Raw genomic sequence first — 18,122 nt, forward strand, 5'->3', positions numbered from 1 at the left:
GGCAGTCGTTTAAAAAATCTAATTTTTTAAAAAAGGTATGGCGTAATCGCTTTAATAAGTAAGCTTGATATAGACGAGAAAATCCCTGGTTCATCTTGTCGGCTACTAAATTTAATTGGAAGGGAACGGAAACGGCAACAGCGGCATCTAACCATAGGGGGACGGCTATTTCACCCATCCATTTCAGGAGAACATTTCCGCCTAAAGAAATGCCAACAGCCGCTTTTTTTGTAATTGGCTCACGCTTGGCTAAAATCCCAAGAAAATAGTGAAAATCTGCGGTGTCTCCAGAATGATAAGCACGTAAAACACGATTAGGCTCTTCACTGGCGCCACGAAAGTGCATTAAAACACTGCGAAACCCTGCATTAGTAAAAGCCTGCATCAAACCACTAACATAGACAGAGTTAATTCCTCCACCTAAACCATGAAGCAATACCACCAAAGGGGCTTTGTCATTCAATCCATTGAGACTCCATGCCAGATCAATAAAATCACCATCGGGTAATTCTAAACGTTCATAAAAATCGATTGAGGGTTTTAAACGCTTCTTTATTAAAGTGGGATATAAAGTTTGCATGTGGTTATTATTTAACCACCATATGGGTTTAAATGAGCTGTTAACAATCATAGATATCCTAAAAATAAAACAGTTTCGCGATGCCATTAGGGCTTAATCAGCAATATCAAAAATGTTTAATTTAAATTTTAGTCGGTTCATCATTTAAAACAATCTTTTTAGTAAATTTTCATTATTATTTTTGCTATCATAATACAAAGCGATGTCAGATTTGGGATGCTATCGGATGCTGTAGTGATTGCAAAATACTAAGAGGTGGCCAATGAAACACGATCATCACGAGCAGACGAACTCCGATAAAGAACACACTAGTTGTCACCATGGATATAACACACACAAAGCCCATTCGTTTTCTTCTGAAATAGATGGTCCAATTGTTTATACTTGTCCCATGCATCCAGAAATCCGCCAATCTTCCCCTGGTAATTGCCCAATATGTGGTATGGCATTAGAATCGGAAATAGTAACAGTACAAGAAGCAGCCAGTCCTGAATATTTTGATATGAAGCGTCGATTTTGGCTTGCACTGGTTTTGACTGTGCCTGTTGTGATACTGGAGATGAGTGGACATAATTTTCAGCATATTATCTCAGGCAATACTTCAAGTTGGATTCAATTGCTTTTTGCTACACCGGTTATTTTATGGAGTGGTTGGCCATTTTTCAAGCGTGGCTGGCAATCTCTTATAACACACCAATTCAATATGTTTACCTTAATTGCTATGGGCATTGGTGTGGCATGGACTTATAGCGTAGTGGCGGTCCTTTGGCCTGGTCTATTTCCAGCAGCGTTTCGAAGTCAAGAAGGGGTAGTTGCTGTCTATTTTGAGGCAGCAGCAGTTATTACGACTCTGGTTTTATTAGGGCAAGTTCTGGAACTGAAAGCACGGGAACAAACCGGTAGTGCCATTCGTGCTTTGTTGAAATTGGCACCTGAAAGCGCCCATCGTCTAAAGGAGGATGGCAGTGAAGAGGAAGTATCTCTTGATAAAGTTCAAGTAGACGATAAACTTCGTGTTCGTCCGGGTGAAAAAATACCGGTGGACGGTGAAGTATTGGAAGGGCGAAGTTTTGTCGATGAGTCCATGGTAACAGGTGAGCCTATCCCTGTTACTAAAGAAGCTGGAGCCAAAGTCATTGGCGCCACCATAAACCAGAAGGGCAGTTTTGTGATGAGAGCCTTGCATGTCGGTAGCGATACCATGTTGGCACGTATTGTCCAAATGGTGAGCGAAGCGCAAAGAAGTCGAGCTCCCATTCAACGATTAGCCGATACGGTTTCAGGATGGTTTGTGCCGGCAGTGATTCTGGTTGCGATATTGTCTTTTATTGCATGGGCATGGTTTGGTCCCCAACCTGCGCTTAGTTATGGTTTAATTGTTGCGGTGTCCGTGCTAATCATCGCGTGCCCTTGTGCCTTAGGGTTGGCAACCCCTATGTCCATTATGGTTGGTGTTGGAAAAGGAGCGCAGAATGGGGTGTTGATTAAAAATGCAGAAAGCTTGGAGCGGATGGAGAAAGTCAACACGTTAGTGATCGATAAAACAGGTACACTCACTGAAGGACAGCCAAAACTGACACGTATTGTAACTGAGGACTTTAATGAAGGGGACGCGTTGGCGCTGGCCGCCGCTCTTGAGCATCAAAGTGAACACCCTCTGGCTCAGGCTATCGTGAAGGCCGCGAAAGAAAAAAAGGTATCTTTTGGCCCAGTCGAGGATTTTGAAGCTCTTACTGGACAGGGAGTCTTAGGGAAGGTCAATGGATATCGCATTGCTATTGGTAACCTCAGATTAATGCAAGAGCATGGAAGTGATAATGCCTCTCTTTTTGAAAAGGCCGATGCACTTCGTGGTAAAGGAGCTTCCGTGATGTTCCTAGCGGTAGAAGGGAAAACAAGGGCTCTTTTAGTGGTGGAGGACCCTATTAAATCGACTACCCCAGAAACAATTCGTGAATTGCAACAGAGTGGTATTGAAATTGTAATGCTCACAGGGGATAGCAAAAAAACAGCAGAAGCAGTAGCAAGTACTCTCGGCATTAAAACGGTAGTAGCTGAAATCATGCCAGAAGAGAAGAGCCGCATTGTGAGCGAACTAAAAGAGAAAGGATTTACTGTAGCGATGGCAGGTGATGGAGTCAATGATGCCCCGGCATTGGCAAAAGCGGATATTGGTATTGCCATGGGAACGGGTACTGATGTGGCAATTGAAAGCGCTGGCATTACCTTGCTGGGAGGGGATTTGCGTGGAATTGCCAAAGCTCGTCATTTGTCAGAAAAAACAATGAGCAATATACGCCAAAATCTTTTCTTCGCATTTATTTATAATATTTTGGGTGTGCCATTAGCGGCAGGTGTCTTATACCCAATAACTGGCATACTCTTAAGTCCAATTATTGCAGCAGCAGCGATGTCGCTTTCTTCTGTATCGGTTATAATTAATGCGTTGAGGCTGCGACAGATAATATTATGAATGCGTTTTATACTGTAGCTTCTGCTTTGATCTGACAGGCACTGTTAAAAATCAGTGGCTGTCAGATTAAGCTATTCTATTTATTAATACATCGAGGGTGAGTAAATTATTTATTTTGATATGTCTTATTAGAATTAGTAATATCTATTAATTGTCAATACGCCCTAATTTTGATGTAATTTATAGATTATTCCGAATAGCTTTTTTTTCTGCTGGAATAGTTCTGTTGGTGTATTTTTTAAATAAATCAATTAAAAATTTTGCAGATGGACCTATTTTTTCTGGTTGGTGATGTACCAAATAGACTGGATAGGTTCTAATGTTATTTTCCTCCATATTAAGAGGCCGAATGGGCAAATTTCGTTCTTTTACGATTTGTTTTGGTAGCCAGGCAAAGCCAATCCCATAGACAACACATTGAATTTTCATTTCCAATGTACTTACTTTCCAATGAAATTCCGATCCTAACCAACCTTCACTTCTTTTTTTATTAATTCCTGAATCTTGAGCGATGATATACCGCTCTTCATAAAGATCTTCAACGGTAACAAGATGTTGATGCAATGGGTTGTCTTTATGTGCATAGGGAATAAAATCGACGTCCATTAGTTTATTTCCGGTATAACCCTCTGGAACTTTTGAGATAATAGCTAATTCGGCTTCACCATTAATTAATTGATCGCTAGGCCCTGATAATAGTCCATGATTGATAATCAGCTTAGTATTTTTATTCTTCTTACTAAATTCTTGTAATACTGCCATTAACACAGAAGAGGGAAAAATCTCATCTACAGCAAGTCGTAGTGATTTTTCATAGTTTAATTTTAAATTATGTGCTGCATTTTCTACATTTCTTGCAGCACGAGTAATTTGTCTGGATAATTTAAGAATTTCCATTCCTTGCTCTGTTAGTACTGCTCTACGGCCTTCAACCTGAAACAGTTGTAAACCCAGCATTTCCTGGAGTTTCGCTACAGTATAGCTAATGTTAGATTGGCTTTTGTGTAATTTAGCTGCTGCTTTTGCAAAGCTTCCTTCATCTATTACCGTTTGTAGTACCCGCCATTGTTCGAGAGTTACTTTTGTCATTATTTTTTAAGTCCGAATTAATCTAAAAAATAGATATATTTGGCCAAAATTATGCGCTTTTTTAATTTAATAAGCTATTTATAATCAATTTATTTGATTAACAAGGAGAAGTAATGAATAAGATATTATCTTTAATAGCTAGCAGTTTACTGGTTAATTCAACTGCAGGATTTGCAGGAGCAATTCAGGAAACGAATAAACAAGTTGTTACCGCATTTTACCAAAAAGCGCTTAATGAAAAGAATTTTGATGCAGCAGAAGATTATTTGGGCGCTTGGTATATTCAGCATAATCCAATGGCTCAGGATGGAATAGAAGGATTAAAAAACTACATTAATTATTTAAAAAGCACTTATCCGCAATCACACAGCGAGATCAAACGAGTTATTGCGGAAGGGGATTATGTCATTTTGCATGTTCACTCTATTTTAGAACCAGGAACTAAAGGGACAGCCATCATTGATATTTTTCGCTTGGAAAATAATAAAATTTACGAACACTGGGATGTGATTCAACCAATTCCCTCAGAATCAGCGAATAGTAATGGAATGTTCTAAAATTTTACTTTTTCAATGGAGTGAAGATCATTTTTTCTTGGGAGCATGATAAGCTCCCAATAACAATACTCGTAAAAATAGCTCTCAAATCGGGTTTTATAAAAAACTTAATGATTTTAAAGTGAACAATATGATATTATTTTCTCTTTTGTATTAAAAAAGAGGGCAGTATGGGTGATGATAAAGAAAAAAAGACGCTTTGGGACGCTTATGCCATGAGTACCGGTTATGTAGGGTTTACTACTTTAGTAGGACATCCCGCTGAACGATTAAAGGTCTCACTTCAAACCAATCTTTCTCAAGGTGCTTATTCTGTCACAAAGCAATTCGCAGGCGCGAATTTAAAACATTTTTTTACAGGTTTTTGGTCCTGCATTCTGCGTCAACAAGGTAAAATGGCATACAGGCCATTATTGATTACGTATATGCCTGAGGAAATTGATAAGCTCCAGACTCCCCCAGCCATTGGAAGTTTCCTCAAAGGGGCAGTGGCAAGTATCTCAGATACATTAATTGTCAGCCCACTTGAGAATGTTAAAACAGTACAAATGAGAACAGTGGCGAGTCAGGATAAGCCTATAAAACCTCTTCAAGCAATGCGGTCTATTTATCATCAACGAGGGTTACCCGGCTTTTTTGTCGGTAGTACAGCCACCCTCGGAAAAGCATTTCCAAGCTGGTTTTATTTGTTTATGACTTATGATGCCATTAAAACCAAACGAGAAAAACAAAATTTCTTGTCAACGATCCTATGGGCAACAGCGGCCTCAGTCCCAGTTGCTTTTGCCACGACACCGCTTGATGTGATAAAGAGCCAGCAACAGGCTTGTAATAATGGCGCTAGGCAAACAATAAAAGAGACTGCTTCACAAATCTATAAAAATCATGGCTTCAGCGCTTTTTTTAGAGGATTTAGTTGTCGATTAGCACATAAGTCCCTGTCTACAGCTGGTGCCTATATGCTGTTTGATATCGCAAAAAAGATGTAAGCAAATCGAGTGAAATACCTAGCATTTTTTTTATCCAACCTGGCGCCCATCTTTCAATTTTGCTCAATCACAAAATTGAAATCTGAGCATCAGTTTGGCAAATAAAATACTATGGAATTAACTCGGTCTACTTAAAAATTAGAGTGTGTTGACATAGGAACTAGAGATCAATGGTCAACACATCATAATTGTTTTTCTGAAAAATGTTTTATTAAACTATAATTCTATTAATACTAGAGACTCCACAGACTCCACAAACTATAGAAATCTCATTTGGGTTTATAGCAATGGACATTAGAAGAATTAATTTAAATTTGCTTGTACACTTCGATACTTTATTAAACGAACGCTCTGTATCAAAAGCAGCAGAGAAATCGTATATGAGCCAGACCGCAATGAGCCATATCTTGAAGCAGTTACGAGATATCTTCCAGGATCCCTTATTTATTAGAAAACCCCATGGGCTTCAACCTACACAAAAAGCGCTTAATTTAGCGCCCAAGATTAAAGAGTTTATAAGCCGATCCAATGATATTTTTGAAGAACAAGTTTTTGATCCAAGTCATGAAGAGTTGGTATTTAACGCGGTTTCAGTTGGTATTGGAGAATATTTTATTTTACCAATTTATATGCTTATTTAGATAAACATGCCCCTAATTTTTTATTAAAGACTTCTTCAATGTCAGAATATTTAAGTCTGGAACATTTATTAATGACTGAAATAGACTTTGCAATTGCACCTGGATTTATTGACATAGGTAATAGCATTATCAGGGAATTGCTATTTGAGGAAGAGGCCGTTTGTGTCATGCATAAATCTCATCCCCTTGTAAATCAGGAATTAACTCAAGAAATATACCTACAAGCAAAACAAGTGGATGTAAAATTTAGCTATTTAGGAAATGAAAATTTATATAGAGCTTTTCAAGAATATCAGCAGAGGAATATAAAAGTAACTGTACCTAATATCATTGATGCATTAGAGACGATTTACCGTGTTCACTTGATTGCAACTATACCAAGGACTTTAGCTGTTGCTTTCAAAGACAGATATGAGATTGAAATATGCCCTTTTCCTTTCTCTAAAAAGAAATTCCTGGTTAATTTTTATTACCATAAACGATTAACGAATTCGAAACCTCTATTATGGATATTAGACGTAATAAAAAAATATTGCTGTTAACCATCCGGGTAACCTGGAATGGTTTAATATCAACAAGAATTTTTAGATATGGGCGAGTTTATTGGCGGTAACGTAGGACCTTCATTTTCACTAACTCTTTCTGCGAAAAAAGTGAAGTGGTTTTCTCTTACCGTTATGATACTGGCCTTAATCTCGTAATTATCTCGATATTGCTCAATGATATCAAGAATAATCGATTCCCCAATGCCTGTTATAGGACATACAAGTTCTGAAAGAATACTGGTTTTATTGAGTTTTCTGGCATCAAATGGCTCATATTGTATCAATAAATTCTCAATAATTTTATCTATGAATTGGCCAAGATCAGCAGACTCAAATCCCGCCAGATACTCCTTAAGAGTAATAGGAGGCTTTCTTGCCTGAAAACAATAATGGTCATCTAACAATCTAAATAATTCCGGATAATATTTTTCACTTACCCCTTGCATCCTGGCATAGTGCTTCAATTCTGCCATTTGTGGGAATGTGAATAGTTTTCCATTTTTTTCATCATATTGAATAATTTTAAAATCGCTAGGGAAGTCAAAAACTTGTATTAAATATTTTTGTATAAGGGCTATTTCCAATAAAGATTGGTAGTAATGTTTTAAACCCAGTGGATTTGCCGGAGTTAGATCTATCTTTCGAACGAATAAACCTACACAAGATGATTTCCAGGCATCTAGCAAAATTTCATTCATTTGACCATCTTTGCCATGGCTGACTTCTTCACTTAATTGGTCTAAAGTTTTTATTCCTAGATTGTTAGAGCTCAGTAAATCCACTCCTTTCCGTTGTCTGCGTTTTTCCAATTTTGAAATTCTATTGGAGTTTGAATCTGTAGAACTCACATCATAAATAGTACATTTTTCTGCATCGAACAGAAATCCATAACAACGGCCGTCAAATCCATAAGTAGGGACATGTTTTCCTTGCACAAGAAGAGTCGTTGATGATAAGCAAGAGCCTCCTAGGCTTGCTAATAATTGTGCTTCTGTGTGCCAATCAGTTAATTCAACTCTATCGGGTTCTACAACAATTCGATTGATTGTTTTTGCAATGAGTCGTGATTCTTTATATAAAGTTCCAATAGATTTAGGCATAGTTTTCTCCTAAAACCCTATTTGTATAAATATAGGTCTATACGGTTAATTTATTTTCATATTATAGTGAAAAATTCTTAATGATTTATTAAGAGATGAGGGAACGGCTTAACTGGATAGAAATGTCTATAAAATTTTAGTGTATTGATAATCGCTTGAGTTAGTTTTTGTCCCTCGTTATTGGTTTTAAAGCTGTTAATGAATTTGTTGCTGGTGATTGGTTGGTTGTTGTTCCTGGATTTGTTGTTGCTGATCGGTTGGTTGTTGTTCTTGAATTTGTTGTTGCTGATCAGTCGGTTGTTGTTCCTGGATTTGTTGTTGCTGATCAGTAGGTTGTTGTTCCTGGATTTGTTGTTGCTGGTCAGTCGGTTGTTGTTCTTGAATTTGTTGTTGCTGATCAGTCGGTTGTTGTTCCTGGATTTGTTGTTGCTGATCAGTAGGTTGTTGTTCCTGGATTTGTTGTTGCTGGTCAGTCGGTTGTTGTTCCTGGATTTGTTGTTGCTGGTCAGTAGGTTGTTGTTCCTGGATTTGTTGTTGCTGATCAGTAGGTTGTTGTTCTTGAATTTGCTGTTGCTGGTCAGTAGGTTGTTGTTCTTGAATTTGCTGTTGCTGGTCAGTTGGTTGTTGTTCTTGAATTTGCTGTTGCTGGTCAGTTGGTTGTTGTTCTTGAATTTGCTGTTGCTGATCAGTCGGTTGTTGTTCCTGGATTTGTTGTTGCTGATCAGTAGGTTGTTGTTCTTGAATTTGCTGTTGCTGGTCAGTCGGTTTTTGCTCTTGGGTTTGTTCAGTGGAGGCCTTATCGTCAGTCGTAGTTTTAATTGGCTCCGGAGTTGTTTGTGGATCAACTAATTTTAATTGTCCTTTTTCTTCTGGTTTAACTGGTTGTATCTCCTTTATTTCCTCTACGGTTAATGGTTTGCCTGGATTTTTGTCTAGCAATTTTTGTTCTTGTGTGAAAGATACTTGGGATGCAGGCGGTTCGGTTTTCACAATTGCTGATTTGGTTGTGACCTCTTCAGAAGGTTTAGATTCCGCAGTTTTCTCCCCTCCAAGCAAACTGGTCTCGTCAGGAGTAACTGTTGCTGTAGGTGTTTTGGGTGCTTTTGCAATGATTTCATCGGATATTGGTACCTGAGCATTACTTACTGGCTGCGATTGAACAAATGTATTTATTGGAACAGCAGTAACAGCCTGCTGCACATTGGCATTTTGATAATTTATTGTAACATTTTGATTATTATAGATATTGGTGACGTAGGTTTTACTAATTATAGTATTATTTATATTAATCTCTTGAAAATAGTTGCTACTTACTTCATAAGGGGGAATATAGACATCTCCTGGGCCTAGAGGAAACCAGGCAATACTGGGCGTATTAGCAATATCAAGCTGGAAATTTCTACCCCCAACAAAGGCTACCAGTGCAGGAGCATAAATTGGTTCGGCTTCTACTGGACCTGGTATCCACGCCCATCTTTCTTCAATAAAAATCCAGCGGCCGTAATGAAATGGTGCAAACCCCCAAGGTTGTTCATCTACCCATGTCCAACCCCAATAACGAACCCACACCCATTGTCCCGTTCGATAAGGAGCCCAATTATTACTAACATTATCAGGGATCCAAACATAACCGTATTTCTTAACTTTTTTCCATGTTCCATGAGTTTCAAGATCCTCATAACCGATCACTTCAGTATTGACATACCGGATTTTAGTCGTCTTTTTTATTTTATCGCGTTCCATAGACCAACGGTCAAAAGCATCAATGGGGCCAACAACGCTGCATCGATATCCTTGCAGATTGGTTCCTGTAAACCGACAAGATTGCCCGGCTGTTATTTTATAGGCTGATTTTTCACCGTATACATTTGCTTGTCCTTTTCGAACTGTGACTGTCGTTGAAGTACTATCCACCTCAATTCGATAATAACCTGATTTTTTTATTATCATTGCTAAATTGGGTGTATCTATTTCATACACTTGTTGGGATTTTAAGTTAATGACATTTAAAATTAATATTCCTTCTGTTAGCTTAAATTGAGCAATCTGGTTATTTAAATTTAAAATTTGTAAACTCGTTTTGCTTCCCAAACGGGCCGTTGCTAACCCAAGCTGTAACTCTACTCGGGAATCGGTATCTGACCATAAACTATCACCTAATATTAGAGGGCGGTTGAGTTTTGCTTTCACCCATTTTGTTTCGGCAGCGGGTAGGAAACTGACAACGCCATTTATAAAACTAATTCGAGCAACACGCGTTGATGGGTCGGCATTGGTAAAATTTGAGGTAAGAAGCAATGCCAGGGAAAATGCAACATAGAGTAGACGGCGAATTTTACCGGTTAACATTTTCATAGAAACAATCCTTGTTCGTAGGTGACGAGGTATACTTGATTATTATTAAAGCATAGATGTAGTGCCCAAATTTTGCAAAATTCCAAAAATCTAATAATGAATTTTTTGAAAAAAAGGGGAATTCCTAGCTTCACTGATGTTTGGTAAGGTCCAAAATCATCAATTATAATTAGAGTAGAGACCATTGACTATAAGTGCTTCAAATATTAATTGGAGGCCAGATCTTTGCACGGCACTAAGCCACCAATAGTCAATGCAATGTTTGGAGGAGGTTTTGTGGTCAGGGAAAATAAGAATGCAAATATTGATTTTAAATCCATATTTGATTCTTTGCCGAACTTATATCTTTTATTGGACACGGATTTTAATATCATCGGAGTCAGTGACACCTATCTGCAGGCAACAATGGTGAGCCGCAAACAAATTATAGGCAAAAATATCTTCGATGTTTTCCCGGATAATCCGAATGATCCAGCTGCAACTGGTGTTAAAAACCTTCATGCTTCGCTAAAGAGAGTTTTAAAAAATAAGTCTGCTGACACCATGGCCATACAAAAATATGATATTCGAAGGCCTCTAGAACAAGGTGGTGGGTTTGAAGAGCGGTATTGGAGCCCAATTAATACGCCGGTTTTAGGCTCGGATAAGGAAGTGAAATATATCGTTCATCGCGTGGAAGATGTTACTGAATTTATTCATTTAAAAGAAACTGGAGCAGAACAGCTTAAATTAATGGAGGAGTTGCGTACTAAAGCAGGGGAAATGGAAGTTGAAATTTATCAGCGAGCACAGGAAATTCAAGAGGTAAACAAGCAGCTGGAAAAAGCTAATAAAGATCTGGCCAAACTTGATCAAATCAAAACACAATTTTTTGCTAACGTAAGTCATGAGCTTCGTACCCCATTAATGCTGATATTAGGACCTATGAAAATACTACTGGCTGAAAAGTCCTTGCCTCCAGCTGTTCAGGAAATTTTAAGGCGTATAGAAAATAATGCCCAAATCTTGCTGAAACATGTTAATGATTTACTGAATATTTCAAAGCTTGATGCTGGCAAAATGATTCTTCATTATGTCAACATTGATTTGGTAAAATTAATCCGACAGACAATTGCTTTATTTGAAATTCCTATTCAAGAACGCAAACTTATTTTTTCTATGGACTTACCGAATGAATTGCAAGCACAACTGGATCCCGACAAAATCCAGCGTGTCTTAATCAATTTGTTATCAAATGCCATAAAATTTACGCCAATCAATACAAAAATACAGATAAGACTGGAGCAGTTTAATTCTGAAACGTGTAGGCTTCAGATAGAAGACAGTGGTCCAGGTATTCCACCAGATCTTTGTGAAACTATATTCGAGCGATTTTTTCAGGTTGAGGAACCTACAACTCGCACAGTAGGAGGGACTGGATTAGGTTTATCTATTGCAAAAGATTTTATCGAATTGCATGGAGGATCAATTAAGGCGGGCAATGTCCCAAATGGCGGCGCAATTTTTACAATAGAGCTGCCTTTGAAAGCGCCTCACCATGCCAAGGTTGATTCTTCCATGTATCAATCGTCATTAGGGGAGAAAGAAGTAAACGCAAGTCTTGCTGAGTTCAGGAATAAAGTGACTCCAGTTAAAAAGAAAATTGAAGAAGATCACCATGATAGACCACTGATTCTGGTAGTTGAAGATAATCAGGATATGAATCATTTTATTTGTGAAGTATTGGATGATGTTTACCGTACTGAAAGTGCTTTTGATGGCCGTGAAGGTTTGCAAAAAGCGCTTGCTTTACATCCAGATCTGATCGTCAGCGATATCATGATGCCCCAGATGAGCGGCATTCAGATGGTCTATGCTATTAGGCAATATCCTGCTTTGTTGAAAATTCCAATTATTATTCTGACTGCCAAAGCGGATGATGAATTATGTGTCCATATGCTGGAGGAAGGAGCACAGGATTATATGATAAAACCATTCTCTGCCAAGGAATTTAAGGCTAGAATTGCCAATTTGATTTTAGTTAAGAAAGCGGAAGATGAACTAGATCAATTTGTCTATCATGCTTCTCATGATTTGAAATCCCCCCTGCCTGCTATGAGACATTTGATTTCATGGATAGAAGAAGATCTGGGTGAAATGCTTTCTGAACAGTCCAAAAAATATTTACTGCTCTTGCGTCGCCGTGCTTTACGGATGTCAAATTTGCTGGATGGATTGCTTAAATATGCCCAGTCAGGGGGTATTTTTGACAAAATTAGTCGAATTCACACTCATAAATTGATTGCTGATGTCATCAATCAATTGAATCCTCCACAGACGATCACGTTTCAACTGGAAGACAATTTGCCAGTATTGAATACCAGCGAATTGCCCTTAAGAGAGGTATTTACGGCGCTTCTGGATAACAGCATCAAACACCATCACCGAAAAGATGGACATATTATTATTGGCATGAGAGAGAAAGGTCGGTTTTATGAATTTTTTGTAGCCGATGACGGTCCTGGAATAGAAAAAAAATATCAAGATAGAATTTTTCAGCTGTTTCAGACCTTACAATCTAGGGACAAACTTGAAAGCAGCGGCGTTGGTTTAAGTATTGCCAAGAAGATAGTCGAATCACAAGGAGGTAAAATTTATGTAGAATCAGCAAAAGATAAAGGCAGCGTTTTTCGCTTTTTATGGCCAAAAGATAAGGAGATTGGCGATGCATGCTGAGACTGAAGAGTGTACTCATGTGTTATTGGTCGATGATGACGAAGTTGATCTTATGTCTGTACAAAGGGAGATTGCAAAACTAGGTATACCGGTTTGTTTCCACATAGCTCATGACGGTGTTGAGGCTCTCAAAGAACTCGTCGGCAATATCACAGCGCACAAACCTGAAGTCATAATCCTTGATATCATGATGCCTAAAATGAATGGCATAGAATTTCTCAGGGAATTGCGATCGTACGTTGAATATGAGTCAATTCAGGTTGTTATTCTTACAACGTCGAGTAATATCAGAGATAAACAGGCAACGTTCGGATTAGACATTGCAGGGTATTTTGTTAAAGACACTCAATTTGATGAATTTGTTTATTGCTGCAAACACTTATTGGAAAAAAATCCTCGTCTTATGTAGACGAAACTAGATCAAGTCAGGTAGGAAAATCAATCAAAGCCCTGCTATTGTAATCCCTTCTTTCGAAACTCTAATGCTGAGGAGAGTGCTTTGTCAATACGGTGCTTGAATCCTCATGTACTAATGTGTACACTGCAGTTCCGTGCTCCGTTTCTCCTCATCTTGAATTAGAGGATTTTCAAAGTTTAATAGTTGTACTATAAACGAATTAATGACCTGCTTTTTTGTTGTTACCGAGTAGCCTACTTGGTTTTCTAATGCTTGCATTAATGCTCTGAGTTCAGAATTTTTGTAAATTTCTGCGAAAAGCTTGGGGGTATTTTTTGTTATATTATCTTTTTGCAAATTTTTATAACAAAAATAGAATAGGACAGAAGCAGCAAAACAACAGATTTGATCATCGGTTCTAGATTGTAATTTTTCATTCCGATCAAAAAGTCCAGTGCGCGGATCTTCTATGTGCACATAGTTCTCACCTGGTAATTTAAACGCTGTATAGGCATGAACAGGAAGTGGGGTTTGTCCGATTAGTCGATAAAGACATCCTAGTCTACCTTCATCCCCCACCAAGCCTCCCACTGCAATATTTTCAAAAGAAACGGGTAGTTTTTTTTGTTTAATAACAAACTCCACAGCATTTCTTATAAATAATTGTTTATCATCTACAGCACACAATCCTTCACAATGAATTACGGCACAATAGTGGTCTTTTTTTAGTTCAATAATTTGAATGTCTACAGGATTATTATCACTATCTTGGTAAGAGATCCAATCCGAACTGCCAATTAATTCTTCAAGAATATACCGTACTTCATTGTTGTATAATCTAAGGCTTTCAAGTACCCCTTTTTGTTTTTGAGAAAAAAAATTCATATTATATCCTTGGTTATAAGACTCTTATATTTTAATTTATCCTAGAAAAAGCGTGTATATCTATATTAGAGCGGCATCTATGACCTCGCTAACATCTTGGACACAAATGAATTTCATGTCTTCTCGAATTTCCTTGGGCAAATCATCCAAATCTTTTTCATTTCTTTTTGGAAGAATGACTGTTTTTAATCCAGCACGATGAGCCGCCAGAACTTTTTCCTTAATCCCACCGACGGGCAATACGCGCCCACGTAATGTGATTTCGCCAGTCATCCCGACATGACTTTTGACTAAACGGTTAGTCATGAGGGATGCGAGTGCGGTTGCCATCGTGACGCCGGCACTGGGCCCGTCTTTCGGTGTAGCGCCTTCCGGAATATGCATATGAATGTCACATGTTTCAAATACCTTATCATCAATCCCAAGATCATGTGCTTTCGAGCGAACATAAGAAAGGGCCGCTTGTGCGGATTCTTTCATCACATCACCCAATTGCCCAGTGATGATAAAGTTTTTTGAACCAGGCATTTTTGTAGCTTCGATAAATAGAATGTCGCCACCAGTGGTAGTGACAGCAAGCCCTGTAGCAACGCCTGGGATAGTAGTGCGTTCAGCCACTTCAGAATAGAACTCAGGTTTTCCAAGTAATTTAATAAGCTTATCTTTGGTAACCTTAACAGGGGTTCTCTTGCTCTCTACGATTTGTGTCGCTACTTTACGACAGACTGAAGCTATCTCGCGCTCCAGGTTGCGAACACCCGCTTCGCGTGTGTATTCCCGGGCAATTTGACGGATGGCATCCGCTTCAAATTTAATTTCATCAGGAGTTAAGCCATTTTCTTTGATCTGCCGTGGTATCAGGTAATTTTTTGCGATGTGTACCTTCTCTTCTTCAGTATAACCATGTACTTTGATGATTTCCATGCGATCACGGAGTGCCGGTTGAATGGGTTCGAGTTGATTGGCAGTACAAATAAAAATGACTTCGGAAAGATCAAAATCAACATCAAGATAATGATCATTAAATGTTTTGTTTTGTGCCGGATCAAGTACTTCAAGTAATGCTGATGAGGGATCACCGTGAAAGTCGGCGCTGACTTTGTCAATCTCATCCAGCATCATCACCGGATTGCGTGTTCCTGCTCGTTTGATGGATTGAATAATCCGGCCTGGCATCGAACCGATGTACGTCCGACGATGTCCACGAATCTCACTTTCATCATGTATTCCACCGAGAGACATCCGAATAAACTTACGACAAAGAGCACGTGCGATAGATTGACCAAGCGATGTTTTACCCACTCCAGGTGGGCCAACAAAACAGATAATAGAACCTTTATACGATAGCTCTTTATTGCTACGTTCGAAGTGTAATTTACGCACAGAGAGATACTCTAATATACGTTCCTTAATTTCTTTCAGGTCATAATGATCCTCATCGAGAATTTTTCTTGCGTGCTCAATATCGAGATTATCTTCTGTTGTTTTACTCCAAGGCAATTCAACCAGCCAGTCAAGATAACTTTTAATAACATGATACTCAGCAGAAGCTGAGGGCATTGTCCGCATCCGATTGAGTTCTCGTTTTGCTTCTTTCTCAGCTTCTTTTGACATTTGAGCAGCGATGATTTTTTTTTCATATTCATTGATCTCAAGAGTTTGCTCATTTTCTTCGCCTAATTCTTTTTTAATCTGCTTTAATTGCTCACGTAAAATGTAATCGCGTTGACTTTTGTCCATTTCACTCTGCGCTTGGGACTGGATTTTTTTTCCTAATTCAAGGATCTCCACTTCCTTCGTCAAAAAAAGATTGAGTTTTGTTAATTTGCTTTCAATCTTCTCTAGTTCTAAAAGTTCCTGAGCACTGATCAGATCCATACGTAAGCTCGCTGCAATAAGATAGACAAGCTGACGTGGATCATCAATATTAAGGGCGGTAGATAATAATTCTTCTGGTATATGCGGCGTTAGGGAAGTTAATCGGCGCAACAATGTAATCGTGTTTCGCTTCAAAGCTTCCATTTCATTATTCTTCGTAAATGTTTCCTGCGCGATTTCAATCTGTGCTTTGAAGTAAGGTTTGCTCGATATAAGTTGCTTAATATGAATTTTTTCAATCCCTTGAATGATTAATTGTACAGAATAATCCGATAAGTGAATAAGACGATGGATGAGAGATGCTGTACCTGTTTTATAAATATCGATGGAATCTGGGTTTTCAATATTCCCTTCTTTCATTGCAACTAATCCAATGATTCGCGATGAACTAATAAGTGCATCATGCAATAATTGGACAGAGCGTTTTTCATTAATCCTAAGAGGAATGATCGTCAGCGGATATACAACGGTACCTTGCAAAACTAAAATAGGCAATTCAGAAGGAATTTCAAAGTCCTTCTCTTGCTCTTGTTTTTCAACTTCTTCATTATTTGCTTTAGTTTCCATAAGAATCCTACATTAATTTTCCCTGTTTTGACGACTAAGCTTGCTATGATCGGCTATTTTGTCTTAGGAAGAGCAACATACAGATAGCCATTCTCATACCTGGTTGTAAAATTGTCGTTTACATTAGGAATAAAAATACGCACCTGAAATTCACCGTACGGGATTTCTAAACAGTGATAATTCAATTTAGCTTCAGTATCTTTTCTTCTTCCGCAAATAGTTAACACATGATCTGAAAACGAAATATTGAAATCGTCTAATTTAATACCTGCGATCTCTGCTTTTACAATCACAGCTGAATCCGTTTCATAAATATCAATTGGAGGACGCCATGGCTTGTAGCGATGCTCATAGTGAAGTGTTATAACATCAAGTATATACGATACTTCTCGTTCTAATCCCCTAATTTCTTGCTCCAGCTGATCGCTTAGCGTGCGACGTATCATAATGAAATCCCCAAAATCCAAGTTTTTCTTTAGGAACTATTTTAAGTATAGATATTAAGATACTTTAAAGGTAGGTATTAAAAAATTATGCTCTTGTACTTAACTCTGATGCCAGGGGTTCTGAATGACATGTTTGGAGGTCTTCCAACCAGAATGTTGAAGCCACACCTGGCGTCGCTCCAACATTATCAGAGTATTTAATATTTTGGCACTAGCAAATAACTACTTGTTTAGGCGGTATTTTGGGGTGGGGAGGCCATGCCAACAAAAGCTACAACTCCGTCTCCACCAGGGTTAAACGTACTGGCAGCAAGTGGATTTGGTTTCCAATTATTGGTTACCCAAACATTTCCTGCTGCGTCAATGGCAACAAAGGTCTGACGCATCAGAGGCTCAAAACTTGGGGGACCATTGGGGCCATTAAGTGGCTGGCCATTGGCTAGCAATACCTGGCTTCCTGCTGACGGGAGAGTATAGCCAATAGGGGGAGAAATTGGGTCGCCAGTATTCAATCCAGGAGGGCATGTTGCTGGCTGATTACCACAGAGATGCGAAACGCTGAATTTAGTGGGCAAGTTTTCTATTTCAAAATTTCCTATCCATACCTGATCATTCCCATCAATAGCCAAACCCCATGGACCAGAAATGCCGCCCCCATCGTAAGAATTGATAATATTGCCGTTGGAATCCAACTGAAAGACCTTAGAATTTCCTACGAGAACATCTGACTCGTTTCCTTTTATATCGGTATAAAAGGGAATAGAGATATCAGTAGATACAACCCAGGCATGACCTATTGAATCAAAAGCAATTGCTTTTAATAGTGCCCCCAGCGGGACATTTTTGATTTGCTGTAAACCATTTCCAGTCAAACGATAAATTGAAACCGACGCAGCTACTCCAGG

At 38.5% G+C, this 18,122-nt stretch carries 15 protein-coding genes; 7 read left to right on the forward strand and 8 right to left on the reverse strand.

Features of this window, described 5'->3' with window-relative positions:
• Positions 1–631, reverse strand: a 631-nt coding sequence (locus tag OK13_RS11055; RefSeq protein WP_035890824.1) for a YheT family hydrolase, incomplete at its 3' end; no start/stop codon positions are given.
• Positions 632–842: 211 nt separating this feature from the next.
• On the opposite strand from OK13_RS11055, the gene OK13_RS11060 reads away from it, so the two are divergent.
• Positions 843–3,053 (forward strand): copper-transporting P-type ATPase, encoded by a 2,211-nt coding sequence (locus tag OK13_RS11060; protein WP_035890825.1) that lies wholly within the window; start codon positions 843–845, stop codon positions 3,051–3,053.
• Positions 3,054–3,233: 180 nt separating this feature from the next.
• Here OK13_RS11060 and OK13_RS11065 read toward each other — a convergent pair whose 3' ends face one another.
• A complete protein-coding gene (locus OK13_RS11065) occupies positions 3,234–4,142 on the reverse strand; it encodes a LysR family transcriptional regulator (RefSeq protein ID WP_035890827.1) in 909 nt (302 codons plus the stop codon).
• A gap of 113 nt (positions 4,143–4,255) precedes the next feature.
• Here OK13_RS11065 and OK13_RS11070 point away from each other — a divergent pair, with 113 nt between their 5' ends.
• From OK13_RS11070 to OK13_RS15485, 4 genes are all read left to right on the forward strand, one after another.
• On the forward strand, positions 4,256–4,699 hold the full coding sequence (locus OK13_RS11070) for a nuclear transport factor 2 family protein (protein WP_035890828.1): 444 nt from the start codon (positions 4,256–4,258) through the stop codon (positions 4,697–4,699).
• 170 nt (positions 4,700–4,869) lie between these two features.
• Positions 4,870–5,688, forward strand: coding sequence for an MC/SLC25 family protein (locus OK13_RS11075; RefSeq protein WP_035890829.1), 819 nt, complete (start codon positions 4,870–4,872; stop codon positions 5,686–5,688).
• 287 nt (positions 5,689–5,975) lie between these two features.
• Positions 5,976–6,329, forward strand: a complete 354-nt coding sequence (locus tag OK13_RS15480; RefSeq protein ID WP_241480537.1) for a helix-turn-helix domain-containing protein — start codon at positions 5,976–5,978, stop codon at positions 6,327–6,329.
• A gap of 38 nt (positions 6,330–6,367) precedes the next feature.
• Positions 6,368–6,871, forward strand: coding sequence for a LysR substrate-binding domain-containing protein (locus OK13_RS15485; RefSeq protein ID WP_241480538.1), 504 nt, complete (start codon positions 6,368–6,370; stop codon positions 6,869–6,871).
• A 29-nt stretch (positions 6,872–6,900) separates the two neighbouring features.
• Here the strand turns inward: OK13_RS15485 and OK13_RS14820 are convergent, their stop codons facing one another.
• Together OK13_RS14820 and OK13_RS14595 are read right to left on the reverse strand one after the other, a co-directional pair.
• Positions 6,901–7,974: a hypothetical protein gene (locus OK13_RS14820; protein ID WP_052117668.1), complete on the reverse strand. Its 1,074-nt coding sequence runs from the start codon at positions 7,972–7,974 to the stop codon at positions 6,901–6,903.
• A 195-nt stretch (positions 7,975–8,169) separates the two neighbouring features.
• Positions 8,170–10,329: a DUF6600 domain-containing protein gene (locus tag OK13_RS14595; protein ID WP_052117669.1), complete on the reverse strand. Its 2,160-nt coding sequence runs from the start codon at positions 10,327–10,329 to the stop codon at positions 8,170–8,172.
• A 258-nt stretch (positions 10,330–10,587) separates the two neighbouring features.
• Here OK13_RS14595 and OK13_RS11095 point away from each other — a divergent pair, with 258 nt between their 5' ends.
• Together OK13_RS11095 and OK13_RS11100 are read left to right on the forward strand one after the other, a co-directional pair.
• A complete protein-coding gene (locus OK13_RS11095) occupies positions 10,588–13,044 on the forward strand; it encodes an ATP-binding protein (RefSeq protein WP_052117671.1) in 2,457 nt (818 codons plus the stop codon).
• Positions 13,034–13,453 (forward strand): response regulator, encoded by a 420-nt coding sequence (locus tag OK13_RS11100; RefSeq protein WP_035890830.1) that lies wholly within the window; start codon positions 13,034–13,036, stop codon positions 13,451–13,453. Before OK13_RS11095 ends, OK13_RS11100 begins: the two co-directional genes overlap by 11 nt.
• A 120-nt stretch (positions 13,454–13,573) precedes the next feature.
• Here OK13_RS11100 and OK13_RS11105 read toward each other — a convergent pair whose 3' ends face one another.
• From OK13_RS11105 to OK13_RS14600, 4 genes are all read right to left on the reverse strand, one after another.
• Positions 13,574–14,326, reverse strand: a complete 753-nt coding sequence (locus OK13_RS11105) for a hypothetical protein (RefSeq protein ID WP_035890832.1) — start codon at positions 14,324–14,326, stop codon at positions 13,574–13,576.
• Positions 14,327–14,386: 60 nt separating this feature from the next.
• On the reverse strand, positions 14,387–16,771 hold the full coding sequence (lon, locus tag OK13_RS11110; protein WP_035890833.1) for an endopeptidase La: 2,385 nt from the start codon (positions 16,769–16,771) through the stop codon (positions 14,387–14,389).
• A gap of 53 nt (positions 16,772–16,824) precedes the next feature.
• Positions 16,825–17,217 carry an Hsp20/alpha crystallin family protein gene (locus OK13_RS11115; protein WP_052117670.1) on the reverse strand — a complete coding sequence of 131 codons (393 nt, stop codon included), beginning with the start codon at positions 17,215–17,217 and terminating at the stop codon, positions 16,825–16,827.
• A 230-nt stretch (positions 17,218–17,447) separates the two neighbouring features.
• Positions 17,448–18,122: NHL repeat-containing protein (locus tag OK13_RS14600; RefSeq protein WP_035890835.1), on the reverse strand; the 675-nt coding region annotated here is incomplete at its 5' end.

This window comes from Legionella norrlandica (assembly GCF_000770585.1).
Classification (GTDB): domain Bacteria; phylum Pseudomonadota; class Gammaproteobacteria; order Legionellales; family Legionellaceae; genus Legionella; species Legionella norrlandica.

Bases quoted from the DNA above. Each gene is read 5' to 3' on its own strand.
- OK13_RS11060 (WP_035890825.1), top strand. From the start codon at position 843: ATGAAACACGATCATCACGAGCAGACGAACTCCGATAAAGAACACACT.
- OK13_RS11065 (WP_035890827.1), bottom strand. From the start codon at position 4,142: ATGACAAAAGTAACTCTCGAACAATGGCGGGTACTACAAACGGTAATA.
- OK13_RS11070 (WP_035890828.1), top strand. From the start codon at position 4,256: ATGAATAAGATATTATCTTTAATAGCTAGCAGTTTACTGGTTAATTCA.
- OK13_RS11075 (WP_035890829.1), top strand. From the start codon at position 4,870: ATGGGTGATGATAAAGAAAAAAAGACGCTTTGGGACGCTTATGCCATG.
- OK13_RS15480 (WP_241480537.1), top strand. From the start codon at position 5,976: ATGGACATTAGAAGAATTAATTTAAATTTGCTTGTACACTTCGATACT.
- OK13_RS15485 (WP_241480538.1), top strand. From the start codon at position 6,368: ATGTCAGAATATTTAAGTCTGGAACATTTATTAATGACTGAAATAGAC.
- OK13_RS14820 (WP_052117668.1), bottom strand. From the start codon at position 7,974: ATGCCTAAATCTATTGGAACTTTATATAAAGAATCACGACTCATTGCA.
- OK13_RS14595 (WP_052117669.1), bottom strand. From the start codon at position 10,329: ATGAAAATGTTAACCGGTAAAATTCGCCGTCTACTCTATGTTGCATTT.
- OK13_RS11095 (WP_052117671.1), top strand. From the start codon at position 10,588: ATGTTTGGAGGAGGTTTTGTGGTCAGGGAAAATAAGAATGCAAATATT.
- OK13_RS11100 (WP_035890830.1), top strand. From the start codon at position 13,034: ATGCATGCTGAGACTGAAGAGTGTACTCATGTGTTATTGGTCGATGAT.
- OK13_RS11105 (WP_035890832.1), bottom strand. From the start codon at position 14,326: ATGAATTTTTTTTCTCAAAAACAAAAAGGGGTACTTGAAAGCCTTAGA.
- lon (WP_035890833.1), bottom strand. From the start codon at position 16,771: ATGGAAACTAAAGCAAATAATGAAGAAGTTGAAAAACAAGAGCAAGAG.
- OK13_RS11115 (WP_052117670.1), bottom strand. From the start codon at position 17,217: ATGATACGTCGCACGCTAAGCGATCAGCTGGAGCAAGAAATTAGGGGA.